General features: G+C 42.7%; 21 protein-coding genes. 6 read left to right on the top strand and 15 right to left on the bottom strand.

Annotation, left to right across the window (positions count from 1 at the left end; genetic code table 11):
- Nucleotides 1–223: 223 nt before the first annotated feature.
- The 8 genes from FN815_RS14170 to FN815_RS14135 form a co-directional block, all read right to left on the bottom strand.
- Entirely contained in the window at nt 224–835 is a 612-nt protein-coding gene (locus FN815_RS14170; RefSeq protein ID WP_142455304.1) for a hypothetical protein, read from the bottom strand.
- A gap of 270 nt (nt 836–1,105) precedes the next feature.
- Complete coding sequence (locus FN815_RS14165; RefSeq protein WP_142455303.1) at nt 1,106–1,564, bottom strand: hypothetical protein; 459 nt, start codon at nt 1,562–1,564, stop codon at nt 1,106–1,108.
- A 100-nt stretch (nt 1,565–1,664) separates the two neighbouring features.
- The gene (locus FN815_RS14160) at nt 1,665–2,222 is read right to left on the bottom strand and encodes a hypothetical protein (protein WP_142455302.1); all 558 of its coding nucleotides are present in this window, start codon (nt 2,220–2,222) and stop codon (nt 1,665–1,667) included.
- A gap of 244 nt (nt 2,223–2,466) precedes the next feature.
- Entirely contained in the window at nt 2,467–2,931 is a 465-nt protein-coding gene (locus FN815_RS14155; protein ID WP_142455301.1) for a hypothetical protein, read from the bottom strand.
- Nucleotides 2,932–2,933: 2 nt separating this feature from the next.
- On the bottom strand, nt 2,934–3,860 hold the full coding sequence (locus tag FN815_RS14150; RefSeq protein WP_142455300.1) for a hypothetical protein: 927 nt from the start codon (nt 3,858–3,860) through the stop codon (nt 2,934–2,936).
- 144 nt (nt 3,861–4,004) lie between these two features.
- Nucleotides 4,005–4,577 carry a hypothetical protein gene (locus FN815_RS14145; RefSeq protein WP_142455299.1) on the bottom strand — a complete coding sequence of 191 codons (573 nt, stop codon included), beginning with the start codon at nt 4,575–4,577 and terminating at the stop codon, nt 4,005–4,007.
- A 181-nt stretch (nt 4,578–4,758) separates the two neighbouring features.
- Complete coding sequence (gene pnuC / locus FN815_RS14140) at nt 4,759–5,397, bottom strand: nicotinamide riboside transporter PnuC (protein ID WP_142455298.1); 639 nt, start codon at nt 5,395–5,397, stop codon at nt 4,759–4,761.
- Between the two features lie 109 nt (nt 5,398–5,506).
- Nucleotides 5,507–6,802: a dipeptidase gene (locus FN815_RS14135; protein WP_142455297.1), complete on the bottom strand. Its 1,296-nt coding sequence runs from the start codon at nt 6,800–6,802 to the stop codon at nt 5,507–5,509.
- 135 nt (nt 6,803–6,937) lie between these two features.
- Here FN815_RS14135 and FN815_RS14130 point away from each other — a divergent pair, with 135 nt between their 5' ends.
- From FN815_RS14130 to FN815_RS14120, 3 genes are all read left to right on the top strand, one after another.
- On the top strand, nt 6,938–7,210 hold the full coding sequence (locus FN815_RS14130) for a hypothetical protein (RefSeq protein WP_142455296.1): 273 nt from the start codon (nt 6,938–6,940) through the stop codon (nt 7,208–7,210).
- Between the two features lie 85 nt (nt 7,211–7,295).
- Nucleotides 7,296–7,694, top strand: a complete 399-nt coding sequence (locus FN815_RS14125; RefSeq protein ID WP_142455295.1) for a hypothetical protein — start codon at nt 7,296–7,298, stop codon at nt 7,692–7,694.
- Nucleotides 7,695–7,700: 6 nt separating this feature from the next.
- Nucleotides 7,701–8,453 (top strand): hypothetical protein, encoded by a 753-nt coding sequence (locus tag FN815_RS14120; RefSeq protein ID WP_246075300.1) that lies wholly within the window; start codon nt 7,701–7,703, stop codon nt 8,451–8,453.
- A 416-nt stretch (nt 8,454–8,869) separates the two neighbouring features.
- On the opposite strand, the gene FN815_RS14115 is transcribed toward FN815_RS14120, so the two are convergent.
- Genes FN815_RS14115 through ileS form a run of 3 tightly spaced genes read right to left on the bottom strand, consistent with a single transcriptional unit; the run spans nt 8,870 to nt 13,068 of the window.
- Nucleotides 8,870–9,487, bottom strand: a complete 618-nt coding sequence (locus tag FN815_RS14115) for a signal peptidase II (RefSeq protein ID WP_142455294.1) — start codon at nt 9,485–9,487, stop codon at nt 8,870–8,872.
- A 10-nt stretch (nt 9,488–9,497) separates the two neighbouring features.
- The gene (locus FN815_RS14110; protein WP_142455293.1) at nt 9,498–9,899 is read right to left on the bottom strand and encodes a TraR/DksA family transcriptional regulator; all 402 of its coding nucleotides are present in this window, start codon (nt 9,897–9,899) and stop codon (nt 9,498–9,500) included.
- Nucleotides 9,900–9,909: 10 nt separating this feature from the next.
- The gene (gene ileS / locus FN815_RS14105) at nt 9,910–13,068 is read right to left on the bottom strand and encodes an isoleucine--tRNA ligase (RefSeq protein WP_142455292.1); all 3,159 of its coding nucleotides are present in this window, start codon (nt 13,066–13,068) and stop codon (nt 9,910–9,912) included.
- Nucleotides 13,069–13,371: 303 nt separating this feature from the next.
- Here ileS and FN815_RS14100 point away from each other — a divergent pair, with 303 nt between their 5' ends.
- On the top strand, nt 13,372–13,887 hold the full coding sequence (locus tag FN815_RS14100) for a low molecular weight protein-tyrosine-phosphatase (protein ID WP_142455291.1): 516 nt from the start codon (nt 13,372–13,374) through the stop codon (nt 13,885–13,887).
- Nucleotides 13,888–13,918: 31 nt separating this feature from the next.
- On the opposite strand, the gene FN815_RS14095 is transcribed toward FN815_RS14100, so the two are convergent.
- Nucleotides 13,919–14,344, bottom strand: a complete 426-nt coding sequence (locus tag FN815_RS14095; RefSeq protein WP_142455290.1) for a hypothetical protein — start codon at nt 14,342–14,344, stop codon at nt 13,919–13,921.
- Nucleotides 14,345–14,529: 185 nt separating this feature from the next.
- Here FN815_RS14095 and FN815_RS14090 point away from each other — a divergent pair, with 185 nt between their 5' ends.
- Nucleotides 14,530–15,384: a fructosamine kinase family protein gene (locus tag FN815_RS14090; RefSeq protein WP_142455289.1), complete on the top strand. Its 855-nt coding sequence runs from the start codon at nt 14,530–14,532 to the stop codon at nt 15,382–15,384.
- A gap of 51 nt (nt 15,385–15,435) precedes the next feature.
- Nucleotides 15,436–15,699: a hypothetical protein gene (locus FN815_RS14085; protein ID WP_142455288.1), complete on the top strand. Its 264-nt coding sequence runs from the start codon at nt 15,436–15,438 to the stop codon at nt 15,697–15,699.
- A gap of 487 nt (nt 15,700–16,186) precedes the next feature.
- On the opposite strand, the gene FN815_RS14080 is transcribed toward FN815_RS14085, so the two are convergent.
- The 3 genes from FN815_RS14080 to yajC form a co-directional block, all read right to left on the bottom strand.
- The gene (locus FN815_RS14080) at nt 16,187–16,843 is read right to left on the bottom strand and encodes an HAD family hydrolase (protein ID WP_142455287.1); all 657 of its coding nucleotides are present in this window, start codon (nt 16,841–16,843) and stop codon (nt 16,187–16,189) included.
- A 190-nt stretch (nt 16,844–17,033) separates the two neighbouring features.
- Nucleotides 17,034–18,227 carry a 3,4-dihydroxy-2-butanone-4-phosphate synthase gene (gene ribB / locus FN815_RS14075; RefSeq protein WP_142455286.1) on the bottom strand — a complete coding sequence of 398 codons (1,194 nt, stop codon included), beginning with the start codon at nt 18,225–18,227 and terminating at the stop codon, nt 17,034–17,036.
- Nucleotides 18,228–18,337: 110 nt separating this feature from the next.
- Nucleotides 18,338–18,658 carry a preprotein translocase subunit YajC gene (yajC, locus tag FN815_RS14070; RefSeq protein ID WP_142455285.1) on the bottom strand — a complete coding sequence of 107 codons (321 nt, stop codon included), beginning with the start codon at nt 18,656–18,658 and terminating at the stop codon, nt 18,338–18,340.
- Between the last annotated feature and the right edge of the window lie 83 nt (nt 18,659–18,741).

Below are 18,741 nucleotides of genomic sequence, written 5' to 3'. Positions count from 1 at the left end.
AAGCCCACCAAGCCACCCATAAAAAAAGTAGCCCTGCCAAAGGCAAGGCTACTGTAGATACATCACATGCAAAGGCATCATGATGTTCTTTGAAGACATAAAATAGAAGTTTCTCTTGATTTTTAACACAGTACCTGACGATTTATATGCCTATCAACTATAACTCTTTCAATTCATCAGACAAACTGGAGTCGTCGTATGTAGTACAACAATCATTATCTAATCAGTATCCCACACTCAGAGCACCCTCATATTCCAATTTCCAACCATCCTCATCTTGAATAAAATAGTGAAAGCGGGTTTGTACATTTGCGCCACTGCTCCATCTTCTTGAATACATCAATGCACTTTGGTTTTCATGTATAAATGGGGGAGTGATATAGTGGATAAAGACCGGATCTTGTCCGGGTGGCGGGATATCAGTTCTCTGTAAGTAAGCGGGAATTTCGTCTTTATGTATCATCTTCACTTCAGTGGGTAAGTTCTGTTCGTCCCATTGGTCTTGCTGATATGCCTTTAACTGGTTACTCCAGTTTGCCAACTCATCCTGAGTAAATAAGGTGTCAAGATGATCTTGCGTGTCTCTTGGAGCCATGGTTATAGGAGCTAACTTGAAATCCTCAGGTTGGAGCGGAACTTCGAGTATCTGAAGTAATTGTTCTTTTTCTTCCGTTTTATAGTAAAGATGCTGAGAGTCTTTTTTCAGATACTCTGATGCATATAACCTAAGTATTTCCGTTTGATGATTACTTGGATCGAGTGTTTCAGGTTTGCTGCAGTGTGTTATGAAGCCAACCAGTAGGATAAGCAAAACAATGTCAGATAGAACTTGCATTGGACACCTGTATCTTAAATAGATGAATAATATGAAACGGAAGTTTATTGTCGATAGATACTCATTTCATGCACAGCTCCACCTGCATAAAACTCCCAGGAACTTTCCCGGTTATCCCTGATACAGAAAAAAATGGAATGTATTTAGCATCGTTGTTTTCATCATTTAATAAAACCCATAAAGCGGGTCAGGCTCAAGGATTTTGTTAAATTAATTTTAGTAGTGTTTAACGAGATAGGAATACTTTTTTCTGAATCAAAAAAACCTGCATTATTCTGTAACCATTAATAATGCATCCCACTTTAAGAACATGCCATCTTCCAATTTTTTGGTAAAAATAAATAAAGTGCTACGCGCTCTTTCAGGCATCTTAAAATCTGTTTTTCGGAATTCTGCTACCGTTACAAGTTTAACACAATCAGAAATCTTTTCAACAGTGCTGACTTTTAGGGGTTTTTTAGTGGAGAAAAAATTATTGGTAAGAGGTATAGGGGGTTCAGCCTCATTGTCTTTTCGGGATCTTATTTCCTCTTTTTTCTCATCGGACTCATAGTCCTGCCGTACAATAGAAAAACTGGTAGCCGCAGAATCTTTTCGCATATCAACGGTAATATATTTTGTACTCTCTCCAAAATATATACAAAGCCGTGGAAGATCTTGGGCGTATATAGTACCAACTAAAAGTCCTGCTATGACCAAGCTCAATAAGGGTCTGGCAAATTTACACATGATGGATGTGAACTATGGAGGTAATAAAGAATACTTTGAAAAGTTATCCCCGTTGTTGCCACTGGGGAAAACTTAATGAAGACTGACGGCTAAATTGGCCTTACTTTCTCAAACTCTTTTCCAATATTATTCCCTCTCCTAAATATTCCCATTCGTTATTGGTTTTTACCATAAAATGGATGATAACACCGGGAATTTCATCAGAATAGGAATGTGATAACGTAATAGCTTTTCCCTCATTGATTAGAGGAGTAGAGAAAAACTGCACATTTGTGAAACTTGAATCTCTTTCGAAAGGAGGGGGCTCACCGTTTTTAATAAAATCAGGTATTTCAGATTCCGTTACAATGCTATTATTAAATGCTGTTGAATCAGATACCGTCATAGTTTTGTAAGCATCTAATCCACTTAATATATGTTTAAATGTAGAACTGCTAAAGTTACGTTCTAACTTTTCAGAAGGCTCAAGAACAAAAGTTACCTGATCTAAGGTGAAGTCCGTCTCTAAATAACTCATGATTTTTTCTTTAGAATAGGTTTCATGATAAATAGCATGAGTTTCTGGAGTTTGGTGAATCACCAGGAAATTGAATACTTCATGTTCATTATTGCTTTGTGCATTTACAGTTGATGAATTTACCAATAATGTAAGTAGCATCAATAAAATTGATTTTAAGAGACCACTTTTAATTATTGGCAATTTGGATTGTTTGTCTTAAACGTTTCATTTAAATCTATCAATTCTAATTTCTGTTCTAAGTCTAAAATTTCCTGTGCGTTATTAGAGTTTTCTGTGAGACCTGTAACTCCGTTAATACCACCCTCTCAACGCAAGCCAAACCAAGCTATACTTCACAATACCCTTCATTTATTGATCAATGTAAAAGTAGAAAAACAGAGCATTACTCAATAAATGATTCCCATATCACCTCGTACAAAATGCCCTCCTTTTCATTGGTTTTCTCAAATACATATATGGTTTCAAAGTAATCATTATAGTAGAGTACGGGAGGGTTTCTGATATAGCCCAAAATTTCTTTCTCTTCTTCTGTGGCAGCCTTTTCCTGCCACTTTTTGGCAAACCTTGCGAGATAAGAAAAGGCTTTTTCTCTAGCTTTATCAGTGCTTATAAGGCTGTCCTTAATATTAGAATAGGTTATTTGAGTGGTAGCATGCTCTTCCCTTTTGTGTAAGAAACTTTCTGACTGGATAATAAATCTGATAGTATTCTTAGTTTCTAGCTTTTCTTTTTTCTCATGTTCATTAATACCATAAGAGATATAGATGATTTCTTTCTCTGTTCCTGATTGTCCATAAGAACAAGTATAAACCAAAAGAAACAGCATGAACATTGGTATTTTATTCATAATTACTGACATGATGGTTCATTGAGTTGAAATTTATTTACCCTAAATTTGATAGAATCTTGTTCAGTTGAGGATAGGTTTTTCCATGCCGTAGTGTTTGTTAATCCAATCCAAGATAGATGTTCATAAGTGCTTTGTGATTTGGTGTTATCGAAATCAGTAAGGGCATTTATGATTTGATTACGATAATGATCAGCCATTGCTTCATGTTGTGCACTTGTTGGTTCCTCACCTTCAGGAATGCCCCATCTAAATTTATAATAATAATGGTACAGCCCTTCAAAATTATTTCGTAAACCATGTGCAAACGCTAACCATTCTTCAGGAGTATATTCTGTGTATCTAAGATTAGGTTTCTGAGCAATAGATAGTAACTTCCTATACATCTCTGCATGAATCATCTCATGAATTAATGTTCTTGCTACATCAAGCGATGGTCTGTACAGGTTATTTGTGTTAAAACTTATATTAATTAGGTAGTTTTGTGGGGGATAAGTGCGAGCATTTACTGTATCTGGTAAATTACTCTGTCCAGATAAAACTAAATGTGCAACGGAAAACTCACCATCAAAATTTTCAAGAATATCTTGGTATGCAGATGATTTACCTGCTTTATCATAAACTGAACTTAAGCAGGGGTTTTGTTCGAATGATGATTCGATAATAATTTCCCTGGCTTCTTCCAAGTCACAACTGTTAATATCCTGAGCATTACAAAAAATTACCGGTCCACCTCCACTGGGGGCACATCCATCGGGGCACCCGCTGCCGGTATTAGTATCAGGCCATCCACTAAAATCCCATCCATCATAGCCGGGGACAGGCTCATCGTAGCCGCCGCCACCTTCCGTTATAGAGATTTCAATTCTACAAAAAGCAATTTCGTAATGGGTGTTACCTCCTGAAATGACTTCATCAAAGTAGCACACATATTCACCGGAGGATTTTACCTGTTTGTTCCTTTTGAGGGGGCGGGGGAGTGCCTAGATCTGCTACATAAGTAAAAAGCTCATTTTAGCAGTATTCCAAACCAAAGTATCTTTAACCTATAATGTTAGCATATACCAGTTCTATTAATCACAAAGGCTAAATTGATCATAAATAGAGTTTCCTGCCAAGGTTATTTCATATAAACAATCAGACAAATCGGCATCTACCTCTTCTTTATTTATATACTGTAGCTGAGTACGAGGCTTTATCCAATTCGTCATTTGATTAAAGTCAAGGTCTGAAGCTGGAACATAAGCAATAACAACCCTGATAATGTTATTAGGCTCACCTGTTGGAGTGATTTCAAAAAAATAAGGTTGTATGTCTCCGTCTGCCCGGTCTATAGCTTCTTTAGAAAATGTAAGCTCTCTGATATAGTAGGTATATTTTGATTCAGAGCTATCTCTTACACTCATTACGGCTGCGTAAATACTATCAGCCTCAACCTGAGCTTGTACAAGTATAGGTTTTAGAGCTTCAAAGTCCATAGAGTTTGTAAAGGCTTGGTACTCCTGTTCTGATAAATGAGGAAGAGGTGTACTCCCTTGTTTTAGAATAGGTAAAGATTCTTCAGTTTCAGAGTTAGAATTGCAGCTGCCAAAAACAATTCCTATTCCAATAATTAGTACGATTCCACAATAGATTCTATATTTCATTTGGCGTCTCTGCTTGTTCTCCTTTGCAAATCTATTTTCAAGAGTATAGTTATGGTATGTTGTTACAAAATTGTCAAATCATACAGCATAAAGTGTTTAAATAGTTCGAATCACCCAATGAAACCCCCTATTCTTAGATTAGCTGTAATTTTTAATGTTCGCACATCAATGTTTGCCCAATTTAGACAGGCTGAGCAGATGCAGCCGTATTCTCTTCTTTATTTTGCAGAGATTTTTTCCATGCAAAGTATCCGGCAAAAGCCAATCCAGTAAATACTAAGAACTGGAAACTGGTGAGAACCAAGCCTTTGTAGAAGTAGAGGGGAATGGAAATTAAATCGGTGATGATCCAAGCCACCCAGCTTTCCAGGGTTTTACGGGCCATCAGCCACATACCTACAATGGCAAAGCTGGTGGTAGTGGCATCCCAGAAAGCCACATCGCTGTCGGTAAAATTGGAAAGCACAAAATATAAAATACCGAAGGAGCCGAATAGCAGGGCCGCAGAGATCAGGTTCTCTTGTCGGGAGTTGGTGGTTACCGGTTTTTGATTCAGGTTTTCTTCATCAGTTTGGGTCCAGTAGTACCAACCATATACGCTCATCACAAAATAATAGAAATTCACGCCCATATCGGCGTAGAGCTTATACTGAAAGGCGAGGTACACATAAATCAATACACTGACGATACCCGTGGGGTAGACCAGTATATTCTCCTTCATAGAAAACCATACGCTCATCAGGCCGGTGATGACAGCAATCCATTCTAAGGCCGTAGTCCGGATGATTCCTTCAATAATCCCGTTTAGTACGTATTCCATGTAGCGTTAATCTCGATGAGTAATAAACCGCTAAGTCGCAAAGTTCGCAAAACGTGTCAATACTCTGCGAACATTGCGACTTTCTTAGCATCCTTTGCGGTTAAACAACTTATTCAATTTCGCCTTGCTGAATTTCTTCAGCTACGGCTTCCACTTCGTCCAATATGCGCAAGAGGTTGCCGCTCCACAGCATTGCGATTTCTTCTTCGGTGTATCCACGTTTAACCAGTTCATGCGTAACGTTGAAGGTTTCGGAGGCATCCATCCAGTTGTATACGCCTCCGCCCCCGTCAAAATCGGAGCTGATACCTACGTGCTCAATCCCGATGAGATCCACCATATAATCCACATGATCTACAAAATCAGCTACATTAACAGGAGGCGTGTCGATATTTACTTCTTCTTCAATACGCGGTGCTGCGTTGTCTTGTACCGTTTTATACATATCCATGTATTCTTCGCGTTCTTCTTCACTTAACTCACGAATTTCCCGCCAGCTCAGGAGTTCCATGCCAAGCTTAGAGGCTTCTTCTTCCAGGATGGTACGAGAGGCTTCCTGCCAGGCCGCATGCTTCTCAGAATCGATATAGCTGCGGAAAGCAACCGTTTGTACTACGCCACCGTTTTCTTTTAGTAACTGAAGCTCTTCATCACTCAGGTTTCGGCTTACATCATTGAGCGCACGGGCGGAAGAGTGCGAAGCTATCACCGGCGCTTTGGAGAGCTTCATGGTTTCGATATTTGCTTCTTTGGAAGGGTGGGAGATATCAATCATCATGCCCAGGCGGTTCATCTCGGCAATAACCTGACGGCCTGCTTCACTGAGTCCGTTATGCATCCACTCATCATCACGTTCCCCGGTGTTGGAATCACTAAACTGGCTGTGCCCGTTGTGAGAGAGCGACATGTAGCGGGCGCCACGGTTATAAAACTCTTCAACTCTGGATAAATCTTCCCCAATGGGATAGGCATTTTCCACCCCAATCATAGCTACTTTTTTGCCTTCGGCTACAATCTCTCGTACTTCCTCAGATGTGGTGGCCAGTTCGATCTGGTCGGGTGCAATTTCATCGGTAAGACGGTGAATAGCCTCAAACTTGCTGATTGCATTGTCATAAGCAGCTGCATAGCCTTCTTCCGAAAGGGTGTCCTGCCCGGTGTACACTACCAGCCAAACTACATCCAGCCCACCTTCTTTCATTTTCGGAAGGTCAACCTGTGTATCAAGCCGTTGGGTATAGTTGGTTTCTGAGGTGAAATTATTCACGTTGATATCCACGTGTGTATCCAGGGTGATGACCCGGTCGTGAATTTCCATGGCTTTGTTAAAGGTTTCCTGCTCCTCAGTGGTGCAGGCGCTCATCAGAATAGCAAAGAATGCAAGAATGGGTAGAAGATGTTTCATGAGTATGGTGGATTTATTTAAATCGTTACAGGCGCTGAATCTATGCTAATTTCTATAAAGTTGTGAAAGCTTTCGGAACTTAATCGGCCTCAGGCACATTTATTTAATAGATATTAACAAAAGAAGGAGTTCATTATGACATTCATGACATTTTTAGCTTATATCACACTTGGTCTTTTTATTGGTTGGTTGAGCCGTGTTATTACGCAAGATCGCGGCGTTGAAATGATACCCAGTTTATTTTTTGGAGTTCTTGGAGCTGTATCCGGAATGTTAATCGTACAATTCCTGGGACTGGCAGGCGGCGCATTTTATGCTGTGGTAGGAGCCATGGGCATCTTATTTACGGTAAATGTTTTCCGGCAAGACGATCCCGTATTTATGGAAACAAAAACTTCGGGTAGCTGATATTATTTTCTAATTTATTTGGGAACATTACAAGCGATTTGGGATAAAGCATGATACAGCATGCCGAATTCCAAATCGCTTATTAATGAATATAAAAGATCGCAGGATCCATCTTTTTTTACAGCTATTCTTTCTGGCCGTGGGTATTTATCAGGTAATAACCCTTTTTGGGATTTATATAGACGGGCAAGAAGCTCAAAACCTATTTGAATACCAAGACTCTACCATTCCCTTCATTTCTATTACAGCTGCGTTGGTTGCCGGCATCTCATCGTTAATAAGTTGCTTTGCATTATGGGTTCGCTCTGCATGGATGTATGGATTTGCTTTGTTTACCTCAGGGATTTTGTTGAGCTACCACATTTTGAAGCTCAGTGAAGCGATTTACCAGAATTCGTATGAAATCATTCCTATTGTAATTGTAATCATCGTGGTATTGCAGAGTTTCCCCTATCTATTAAGAAGATCTTACCGAAGCATGTAACCTGCCGTGGTCTGTTCCGTTGAACAGGCCATGGAATCCATCACTCAAAAAGATATAGACTGGCTGCTGCAGCAGAAAAACGGCGGGGACTTTGCATCCCTGGAACCGCCCCGTCCCAAAAAGAAGAAAAGATGGGCCCTTAGAATTATTACAGGTCTTCTTTCGGTTGGGGGACTGATTATTCTGCCTTTCTTTCTGCTTATCCGAACAGCCGTCTATCTGAATTTGACCTATCAATGGAATGGGTGGCTATCACTGGGAGGGGGCATCCTTGCAACTGTGCTGATATTGGTGATTTATGTATTCATCGTGTTCAGAAAAGTGAATAACAAACGCCGACTGCTTAAGCTAAGTTTACTCAGTTGTGCCATAATGGTAAGTGGCTTTTGTGCGTATGGGGTGATCTACCTCTCGTCAGTAAATGCCAAAAGCGATGAAGTCAGGCAGGTGTACAGAAGCATGCACCCGATACTTCGGGTTGCCATATCCACCACCACACTGGCTGATGGCGACCTGGTGGTTACAGATATTCAACGGGTTCCTGAAGACTATAACCAGATGGGGCTTGCAGTAAACCAAAACTCATTGCACTATACACAGGCCTCGGGCTACGTCCATGCCATTGATTTACGAACCAGAGGGAGGCATGAGTTCAGGAATTTCGTGCTGCGCCATTCTCTAAATATGATGGGCTTTAGCACGCTCCGTCATGTGGGCACGGCTGATCATCTGCATATATCAATTCCGGTAGCAGACTGAGGTTTAGTAAGTTAACGTGAGTTAGAGTTGTATCCCTTTCTGTTTAATTGCTACAGCCTTCAGGCCGATGATAACAGACAAGAAAAAACAAAGTTTTGCCCCGTTGTAGCCTCGAGATAATAAGCTTTCTCAAAGCTTTGGCTATAATAGCTTTTATAGAGATTCTTCTGCCACCCCTCGGTACACACATGGATTTAAAAGCCACCAAGAATTCGGGGTTCTTTACACTAGAAATCCTCTTCCACCGGCCTGAAGACCGGAGCAATTGATTTCGTATGTTGAACTCAGTAAAGCAAATTTCGTTCCTACGCAGAGCGTAAGGAACGAGTAACTGGGAGGGGTAAATAAAAGGGGATTTTTTCTTTTCAGTGAAGCAAGTAATCCCTTATCACCTTATCTACTTATTCCCATCCAACTCAAAGCTGATCAGAAGAGGAGTTCTTAGCCGGAGGAGTTTCCGGGTCAATGGAATCAGGGATGTCAGTTTCTGAAGTTTCTTCAGGTTCGGTACCGTCAAGGGTGCCGGCCACAAAGAACCGTTTATTGAAAACAAGCAGCAGAATGATGGATGCAGAGATGGCTACATCGGCAATGTTGAAAATATAGGGGAAAACCGTCCAGTCATTTATTTCCAGCGAGAAATAAATAAAATCTACCACATGTCCATCCAGTACGCCTCCGTATCCCCCTATAATCCCCATGAAAATGCGATCAGCGATATTGCCAAATGCACCGCCTAAAATCAGCCCCATACAAACCAGGTAGCCAATGGAGGCGGCATAAATGTGGCGCATCACGTACACTAATATTCCAGTCACAGCCAGAATAGCAATGGTACTTATGACGGGCGTAGAGAGTACGTCAATCCCGAGGGCCATCCCGGGATTCTTGGTAAAATAAAATTGCAGCCAACCCTCGATCAGCGTTTTATTATGCAGTTCGGGGGTAGTGCGTACCCACCATTTGGTTAGCTGATCAATAATCAGCACAAAGATGGCAGGCGCAAAAAGGGCTGTAAGTTTTTTTGAGGTCAAACTTTAGGGGTTATCGTCGTTTTAGTTTGGCTTCGATGCTGAGCTGAGTGTGAGGTACAGCTTCCAGACGTCCTTTGGAAATCTTTTTTCCGGTTACTTTACAAACGCCATAGGTTTTATTGTCAATACGTTTGAGGGCGCCGTCTAAGTACTGAATGAATTTTCTGGTACGGTTAAAAAGCATGTACGTTTTTTCCCGTTCCTGTGCATCCGTTCCAGCATCAGCCATATGATAGGAATAAGCCGACTCATCGGAGTTGTTCTCCATACTTTCACGCAGCGAGCGTTGCAGTGCGTTCAGCTCATCTTCGGCATCCGCCATCTTTTTTAAGATGATTTCACGGAAATACTCTAATTCTTCGTCGCTATAAGGAGATACGCGTTCTTCGTTAGTTGATTCTTGAGTAGCCATAACTGCTTAATTATGAATTGATATTTTTACGGATGGAGATGGTACATTCATCCTCCCCAATTTCCCAGGTTTTAGTGAAGTCAGAAACTTCGAGTTCTTTAATCTGAATTTCCTCAGCCAGCGTTTCTTTCTTGATATAATCGTTCATAGAAACCACGGCTTCTTTGATTTCATCAGAGCCTGTAAAACCGATAGAAATTCGGTCGGTCACATCAAAATTGGCCTCTTTTCTCATATTCTGTACGCGGTTCACAAATTCTCGGGCAATACCTTCCTGAATAAGTTCTTCACTCAGGTCTGTATCAACCGCAACACTTAGGCCACGCTCGGTTTCTACTGTCCAGCCTTCTAAACCGGTTCGTACAATTTCAAGGCCTTCCGAGTCAATACGGATGGTCTCGTCTTCAATTTCCAGGTCAATCCAGCCATTTTTCTCAAAATTGGTGATTTCTTCGGTAGTCAGCTCATCTACCTTAGCGGCAACGGCCTTCATTTTGGGGCCAAGACGTTTACCAAGTACCGGGTAATTCGGCTTAGCTGATTTATGTACAATACCGGAATCATCATCTACAAACTGGATGTCTTTCACATTCACCTCTTCAAGGATGATATCACGGACCGACTCAATAGCCTGACGCTCACTTTCGTCCTTAATAGGCAGAATGATACGGGCCAGCGGCTGACGTACATTCATTTCAATCTGGTTACGGATACGCAACACTACATAAGAAATCAACCGGGCCATCTCCATCTTGTGCTCAAGACTTTTGTTGATGGCGGTTTCTTCTACCGTTGGGAAGAAGGAAAGGTGTACCGATTCCTCATCATTTTGGGTAACCTCATTCAGCTTCTGATACAACCACTCGCCCACAAAAGGCGCAATTGGGCTGATCATTTTACTGAGATTATCAAGACACTCATACAAGGTCTGATAAGCAGCCGTTTTGTCCAGGGTATTTCCTTCTTTCCAGAAACGGCGGCGGTTACGTCGAACATACCAGTTACTTAATTCCTCTACAAAATTTTCCAGCTCACGAGCGGCTTTTGTAGGTTCGTAGTCTTCAAAATGTTCTTCTACCAATTTTATTGTGGTATTCAGACGAGAAATGATCCATTTATCAATTTCGGTGCGGTCGCTGATGGGTATGGCCGTACCTGAATACTTGAACCCGTCAATGTTGGCGTACATCGCAAAGAAGGAGTAGGTATTCACGATGGTGTTGAAAAACTTACGCTGTACTTCCTTCAGTCCGTCTTTGCTAAACTTCAGGTTTTCCCACGGGGATGAGTTACTCATCATGTACCAGCGAACGGTGTCGGCGCCAAACTCCTGGATTACCTCAAAAGGATCTACACTGTTTCCTTTTGATTTACTCATTTTCTCGCCGTTCTCGTCCAGTACCAATCCGTTGGATACTACATTTTTATAGGCTTCCTGGTTGAACAACATCGTTCCCAAGGCGTGCAGGGTATAAAACCAACCACGGGTTTGATCTACGCCTTCAGCAATAAAATCGGCAGGGAAGTTACTGTGGAAATCCTGGTCGTTTTCAAAGGGATAATGCCATTGTGCGAACGGCATGGCTCCGGAATCAAACCAAACATCCAGCAGGTCGGGTATACGGCGCATGGTTCCGCCGTTAGGAGCTTCCCAGGTTAAATCGTCAATGTGCGGACGGTGTAAGTCCAGCTCAACATCTTCATCCAGCCCGGCTTTTTCGCGAAGTTCGGCCACGCTGCCAATACACTCTACATATTCGGGATCTTTATCACTCACCCAAATCGGGATCGGAGTTCCCCAGTAACGCTGACGGGAAATTGCCCAGTCCACATTATTTTCCAGCCAGGTGCCAAAGCGGCCGGAACCGGTACTTTCGGGTTTCCAGTTAATTTGCTTATTCAGCTCCACCATGCGGTCTTTTACCTCGGTGGTTTTGATGAACCAAGACTCCACCGGGTACGACATCAATGGGGTGCCTTTGCGCCAGTCAAAGGGGTAGTTGTGAACCATCGTCTCATGCTTATACATGAGGTTTTTCTCTTTGATGGCACGGGAAATTTCTTTGTCGGCTTCTTTAAACCATTCTCCTTCAAAATCCGGCGCTTTGTCGGTAAAGCGGCCGTCCCCGTCAATGGGGTTGAACATAGGGATGTCGGCTTTCTTGCACGACTCAAAGTCATCGGCACCAAAAGCAGGGGCGGTGTGTACGATGCCGGTGCCGTCTTCGGTAGTTACATAATCGGCAGGAATCACACGCCAGGCCTGTGACTTGTCAAATTCTTTCAGGGCATAGTCAAAAATGGGTTGGTAGGTTTTACCCAGCAGCTCTTCACCCTTCATTTCTTCCTGAATGATGTAATCTTCGCCCAGTACTTCTTCCACACAACTTTTCGCCATGATGAAAGTTTCATCAAAATGCCCAACCTTTACGTAGTCAATATTGGGGTTCACAGCTACGGCCATGTTGGAAACAACAGTCCATGGAGTAGTAGTCCAGGCCAGGAAATAAGTGTTCTCTTCTCCATCCACAGGAAATTTAAAATAGATAGATGGGTCCTGGGTTTCCTTGTAGCCAAGGCTTACCTCGTGCGAAGAAAGAACCGTTCCGCTGCCCGGTGAGTACCACTGAATCTTGTAGCCTTTATACACCAGTCCTTTATCAAACAGTTTATTGAAAGCCCACCAGACTGATTCGATATAATCGTTTTCAAAGGTCACATATGGATTCTGCTGGTCTACCCAATACGCCATGCGGGAAGTCAATTCATCCCAAAGACCTTTATACTGAAGTACGCTTTCACGGCATTTGGCATTATACTTTTCAATGCCATATTCCTCAACCTGAGAGCGGCCTTCCAGCCCAAGTTCTTTCTCTACTTCAATCTCTACTGGAAGTCCGTGGGTATCCCATCCGGCCTTTCGCTCAACGCGAAATCCCTTCAGTGTTTTGTACCGGCAGAACATGTCCTTAACGGTACGGGCCATTACATGGTGAATGCCCGGCTTACCGTTGGCAGTGGGTGGCCCCTCAAAAAAGGTAAAGGGTATGCCATCCTCGCGAGTTTTGAGACTTTTCTCAAAAATCTTGTGTTCCTTCCACCAGTTAAGCGTTTCAACTTCTGTTTTAGGGAAACTAAGTTGTTTTATTTCTTCGAAATTTTTAGCCATAAAAAATTTGGTTCGGCGAAATGTTTTAAGCCTCAAATATACAAAATATAAGAGAAAACCCTGTACTCACTTTGCTCAAAAAAATCTGGCACTTGGCTTTAAAGGCTTTGGGAAGTTTTGGGGTGATGGTTGGTTTTAAGTGCGGGCTGTATTCCTCTTTGGCTCCAAACATCCGAAATATTTGTAAAGACTTTATGAGAATACCCTAAAAAGACGGCTTCCCTTATAAGAAATGATCAATGCTTTTTATATTTCCAGCCATTTATATAAAACATTAATCGCCTTTTTAATCAAGATATCATCGTGCCAGAATCTTATATCCATCCCATTACAAAAGAGAACCCCTTTAAAGTGGTATTTGTATGCCTCGGCAACATCTGCCGCAGCCCAACTGCTGAGGGTATTTTTATTCATAAAGTAAAAGAGGCGGGGCTTCAGGACTATTTTTATATCGATTCGGCCGGTACCGGTGCCTATCACGTGGGGGAATCTGCCAATAGCAAAAGTCAGGCTACAGCGAACAAACGAGGAATTCATCTGCCTTCCAAAGCCCGGCAGTTTGAGTATGCTGATTTTGAAGAGTTTGACCTGATTCTGGCCATGGATTCGGAGAATTTCTCAAACATCAAGCAGCTGGATCGCAAAGACCGGTTCACTGATAAAGTGAAAATGATGCGTGATTTTGATCCCGAGCCCGGCAACGGTGAAGTGCCCGATCCCTATTATGGAGGAATTGATGGTTTTGAGCGGGTGTTTGATGTGCTGGAGCGTAGTTCAGAAGCCTTGTTGGAGCAGCTGGAGCCGCATGTTGAGAAGTAAGACAGGAACTGAGGATATTTTCCAAGCGAAGTTATAACTCGTTCGTTTTTAATATCTCTGTGATTTCTGCGAGTTCAGGAGCCCCTTTAAATTTTTTCTCTAAGCCGTTCATTTTGTGGATGTCCTCAATAGCGAAGGCAGTATTCGAATAACTCAGAGCTTTTTTATACAGTAATAGAGTTTGTAGGGAAGCTTTCTGTTTTTGTTCTTCGGGCACGAGTTCAATCTTCTCAAATAGTATATTGGCCATCGCCAGAATTACTTTTCCATCCTGCGCCTCATCCTTAAGCGCTTCTGCTGTTTGTTTTAAGGATAGCTTCGAAAACGCCTGATTGGTATCCTCAAAAACTTCCGCAATAGAACGGTCTATTAATTGTTCCGCTTCTTCGTACGCCCCCTCATTCTTTTTGGTGAGGATTTGGATCAGGAAATCAGTCAAAACCTTGACTTGCCTCATTATATAGTCTTGATTCTGAATCATGATAAGGAGAGGTTTGGAGTCGGGGCAGGCTACCATTATAAATTTTAAATAGCTGCCAGAACTGGAATTAATCCTTAGCTAACACTTTTTTATATACTTAAATTACGGTAGTTATTGCATTGGATAACTGTCCGAATTAAAAAAGAAGTTGTTTATATACTATGCTACCTGAATCTATAAAATCCCGCATACAAAAAGAGTTTAATGTTGCCATACGTTCAGAAAAAGGAATTTATGGAGGCGATATTAACGAAGCTGCCAAAGTGCAGCTGGAAGATGACCGCACCTTTTTTGTAAAGTGGAACAGTGACGCCCCGCGCGGAATGTTTGAAGCAGAAGCTGAGGGCCTGGAATTACTCAAAAATGCCGGTACCCAGCTGGAAGTACCGGTCGTAAAGCTAACAGCAGAGAATTTTCTGGTGTTGGATTGGATTGAAGAGGGCGGAGGCCGCCAAAATTCCTCCTACGAATTTGGACAGGAGTTGGCCAAAATGCACAAAAATACAGATGATCAATTTGGCCTGAATCACGATAATTTTATTGGTAAGCTGCCTCAATCCAATACTCGACACAGCAATTGGGCTGACTTTTTTGCCATTGAACGCATCGAACCACAAGTGAAAATGGGAGTGGAGTCCGGTAAACTTACCCGATCCATTTTGCGAACTGTGGAGAAAATGTATACTAAGTTGGGCTCTATCTTTCCTACCGAAAAACCGGCGCTTATTCACGGGGATTTGTGGAGTGGCAATTATATGTTCACTAAAAGTGGAAATGCCAGTATCTACGATCCAGCAGTTTATTATGGTCACCGTGAAATGGAAATGGCGATGACGCGTCTTTTTGGAGGATTCTCGGCAAATTTCTACGAAGGCTACAACGAAGTCTATCCACTGGACTCTGGTTTTGATGACCGGGTGACTTTATGCAATCTCTATCCTATCCTGGTGCATGCCAATCTTTTTGGAGGCAGCTATTGCCGGCAGGCTGAGAATATTATCAACAGTTATGGATGATTGGGAATTATGAATTATGAATGTTGAATTAGCACTCACCAGAAGACGAATATGATTACAGCACATCTGATTAAAAATGACAAAGAATCGAGCCGGTTGAAGGAGAAGCTGGATGATTTGGTTATTAGCTATAAAACGGAGTGGCATGCAGAAGATGCCAGCGATTCACCCTGGATTGAGGAAGACGGGGTGCACTTCAAAACCAAAGACGAACAGGAACAATGGCTACAACAGCTCCAAAATGAACTGAACTGGCAGCGTTCGTTAAGTGGCGATGGCTGCTATATCGATCCCAAGAAAGGGACGGTTTGTTGAGACTATTTGCATCACTACCAGCAAATAAGAAAGGCGCTTTTTTCTACGTTCGGAAATACACCTCTTTGCCATGATTATCGAGATGCAGCTTCAGCAGATTTTCGAATGATCGATTAGCGATAGACCGATTTGCGATTTTTGCTTCGGGTAATCCCTCTTCCCGACAGGTGAAATGTTGGAAAGGGAATTGAATTATGGGAGGCGGTTTTTATGAGGCAGGTAATCAAATTCCTAATAAACCTGAGTTCGAGATAACATTTCAACTTTTAAGGTAATTGCTCCGGCCTTCAGGCCGGTGAAAAAGACAAGAAAAATAAAGCTTTGCCCCAATGGAGGTATGAAATGACATATTCTTCAAAGCTTTGGTTGTATGGCCTTTAATCATTTTTTCCGCCAACCCTTTACAAGTGTATTGGCTTTTATTCCATCAAATTTCGGGTTCTTTATAAAAGAGATTCGCTTTCATCGGGTTGAAGGCCGGAGCAATTTATTTCTTATCTCGAACTGACGTTAATAAAGAAATCACGCCCTCTGTGTCCTTAAAATCATCGATGCGCACCCTATGTTCTACTCGCTCGCCTACTGCAATAAAACGGTAATTCAACTCTTCACAAGCTTTCTTATCCCAGCTTCCATCCCCAAAATACACTCTTGAAAGTGGGCTGATATGGTTCAGGGCACGTTGCTCTGCAATTTCCATAATCTCAGTGCGGGCCGGAGCATCTGAGCAGGAGGCAAAGGCAAAACTGTCCGGGTTAATACCTACTGCATGGAGTTTCATTCTGGCGGTTTCTTCCCAGCCGCCAGTGGCAATGGCTAATTTCAAGTCATCTCTGGCTTGAAGCGATTGAATGAGTTGGGCCGCACCGGGTATTTCAGAGAGGGTGTTTTGGGCCAGGTGATTTTCGGTAAGCTGAATAAAATGCTGCTTCACCTCATCATGAATCTGGTCAGATGAAGCCGAAAAGTCATTTTCTTCAATAATCTGATCCAAAATGCCGCTATCAGTAGCATGGATAAATTGCTCCCAGTTTCCATTGATATGAATATCTAAAACCTCACCAATAGCTTCGGCAAAAAGACGGTCGTCAAAATGGTTGGAATCCACCAGTGTGCCGTCAATATCAAACATGATCAGGTGCATAGAAGAATGAATTTTGAGGTGAGGATAGTAACAACTTCGTACCGATCTGACGACTGACTTACCGTATCGTAAACTAAATCCTTTAGGGAGTCGTCTGATCGATGTCTAAAGGCTCAAGTACTCGAATTCACCCATCGGTCGGACGGGCTTGGAGCCGTCAGACCGAGAGGCCTAAATAACTTGCAATTGCTCAGTTGTCCTGCCCGGCGTGTTCTTGTTGTTGTTCTTTGCGATCTGCAAAGTCAAAATTGTGATCAATCGGCACCTGATCCACGATTTCCAGCCCAAAGCTGTTGATGCCGATACGCTTCACGGGGTTGTTGGTCATAAGTCGCAGTTTGCTGATGCCCAAGGTTTTCAGGATTTGTGCACCCACACCATAATCCCGAGCATCACTGCGCGGGTTAAAATCACTTTTTTCACCTACGGAGCCTTGTTGCATCGCTTTTAGAGTTTTAAGCTGATTTACCAGCACCGATCCGCGTTGGTTACGGTTCATATACAACACCACGCCTTTGCCTTCACGCTCGACCTGCAACATCGCTTGATGCAATTGTTCGCTGGTGTCTTTATTGCGGGCGCCAAAAATATCCCCGATTAAATCGGAAGAGTGCACACGGGTTAGCACTGGTTCATTGGTGCTCCAGCTGCCTTTGGTGAGGGCCAGGTGGATGTCGCCGGTGTGTTTTTCTTCAAAAGCACGCAGGCTGAAATCACCGTACATGGTAGGCAGATTGATATCCATCACTTCATGCACCAGCGTCTCATTGTCGTTGCGGTAGGCAATCAGATCTTTGATGGTGATGATCTTCATGTCGAACTGCTGCGCAATTTCCATCAAATCCGGAATGCGGGCCATTTCCCCGTCTTCCTTCATGATTTCACAAATGATGCCGGTGGGTTTAAGGTCAGCAAGTCGGGCCAGATCGATGGCTGCTTCGGTATGTCCGGCGCGACGAAGAACACCACCTTCCACTGACAGGAGCGGGAACACATGGCCGGGACGCCGGAAATCAACGGGTTTGGAATCGTCGCTGGCTAACTCGCGAATGGTGTTGGCGCGGTCGGCGGCAGAGATGCCGGTTGTAGTTTGGCGCTTGTGGTCTACCGAGATGGTGAAATTGGCTTCATCAGGATCAGCGCCTTCCTGCACCATGTGCTGAAGGTTAAGCTTCTCTGCTTTTTCCCGTGTGATGGGAACGCAAACCAAGCCGCGACCGTGGGTCACCATCAGGTTGATGGCTTCGGTGGTCACCTTCTCGGCCGCCATCAAAAAATCGCCTTCGTTTTCCCGGTCTTCGTCATCCACCACAATCACGATTTTGCCGTTTTTGATGTCTTCAATGGCTTCGGGAATGCTGTGAAAGTGAAATTCCTGACTCATAATGCATGAATTTGATGATAAAAAAAGAGGGGCTGCTCGCAAAATCAATCAGCCCCTTAAATCGAAAATGAAGCTCACTTTTGGTCGAGTGAGCAACACAAACAGGCTAATTATTTGTCCTGCTTGTTAGGATTTACATCGGTAATGGCTGACTTAAGCATGCGAATTTTAACGCCGCTATCCACTTCAACCAAAACGGAATCATCATCAATAGAATTCAATATGCCGATGATGCCAGAAGAGGTAACCAGTTTGTCGCCTTTTTTCATTTCCTCAACTTTCTCTTTGATCTCTTTCTGGCGCTTACTTTGCGGGCGGATAATGAAGAAGTAAAAGACCAGGAAAATAGCTCCAAGAAAAACCAGGTTGATGATACCGGCGTTGGAGTCTTCCGGGCTGCCCATCAAAAATAAAAGAGGTAAAAATTGCATAGTGGTAAATTAGTGTGTGGTTGATTGTAATATTGCCCGCATAAGATACGATTTTCTGAATTCAATGACGATCGTAAAGCAAA

The sequence above is a fragment of the Gracilimonas mengyeensis genome, from assembly GCF_900182705.1.
GTDB lineage: Bacteria > Bacteroidota > Rhodothermia > Balneolales > Balneolaceae > Gracilimonas > Gracilimonas mengyeensis.
The sequence above is the reverse complement of the archived record's forward strand: the minus strand, read 5'-3'. Positions and strand labels throughout refer to the sequence as shown.

Excerpts from the sequence above, each read along its gene's own strand:
- FN815_RS14170 (WP_142455304.1), bottom strand. The coding sequence starts at position 835 with ATGCAAGTTCTATCTGACATTGTTTTGCTTATCCTACTGGTTGGCTTC.
- FN815_RS14165 (WP_142455303.1), bottom strand. The coding sequence starts at position 1,564 with ATGTGTAAATTTGCCAGACCCTTATTGAGCTTGGTCATAGCAGGACTT.
- FN815_RS14160 (WP_142455302.1), bottom strand. The coding sequence starts at position 2,222 with ATGCTACTTACATTATTGGTAAATTCATCAACTGTAAATGCACAAAGC.
- FN815_RS14155 (WP_142455301.1), bottom strand. The coding sequence starts at position 2,931 with ATGAATAAAATACCAATGTTCATGCTGTTTCTTTTGGTTTATACTTGT.
- FN815_RS14145 (WP_142455299.1), bottom strand. The coding sequence starts at position 4,577 with ATGAAATATAGAATCTATTGTGGAATCGTACTAATTATTGGAATAGGA.
- pnuC (WP_142455298.1), bottom strand. The coding sequence starts at position 5,397 with ATGGAATACGTACTAAACGGGATTATTGAAGGAATCATCCGGACTACG.
- FN815_RS14135 (WP_142455297.1), bottom strand. The coding sequence starts at position 6,802 with ATGAAACATCTTCTACCCATTCTTGCATTCTTTGCTATTCTGATGAGC.
- FN815_RS14130 (WP_142455296.1), top strand. The coding sequence starts at position 6,938 with ATGACATTCATGACATTTTTAGCTTATATCACACTTGGTCTTTTTATT.
- FN815_RS14125 (WP_142455295.1), top strand. The coding sequence starts at position 7,296 with ATGAATATAAAAGATCGCAGGATCCATCTTTTTTTACAGCTATTCTTT.
- FN815_RS14110 (WP_142455293.1), bottom strand. The coding sequence starts at position 9,899 with ATGGCTACTCAAGAATCAACTAACGAAGAACGCGTATCTCCTTATAGC.
- ileS (WP_142455292.1), bottom strand. The coding sequence starts at position 13,068 with ATGGCTAAAAATTTCGAAGAAATAAAACAACTTAGTTTCCCTAAAACA.
- FN815_RS14095 (WP_142455290.1), bottom strand. The coding sequence starts at position 14,344 with ATGAGGCAAGTCAAGGTTTTGACTGATTTCCTGATCCAAATCCTCACC.
- FN815_RS14090 (WP_142455289.1), top strand. The coding sequence starts at position 14,530 with ATGCTACCTGAATCTATAAAATCCCGCATACAAAAAGAGTTTAATGTT.
- FN815_RS14085 (WP_142455288.1), top strand. The coding sequence starts at position 15,436 with ATGATTACAGCACATCTGATTAAAAATGACAAAGAATCGAGCCGGTTG.
- FN815_RS14080 (WP_142455287.1), bottom strand. The coding sequence starts at position 16,843 with ATGCACCTGATCATGTTTGATATTGACGGCACACTGGTGGATTCCAAC.
- ribB (WP_142455286.1), bottom strand. The coding sequence starts at position 18,227 with ATGAGTCAGGAATTTCACTTTCACAGCATTCCCGAAGCCATTGAAGAC.
- yajC (WP_142455285.1), bottom strand. The coding sequence starts at position 18,658 with ATGCAATTTTTACCTCTTTTATTTTTGATGGGCAGCCCGGAAGACTCC.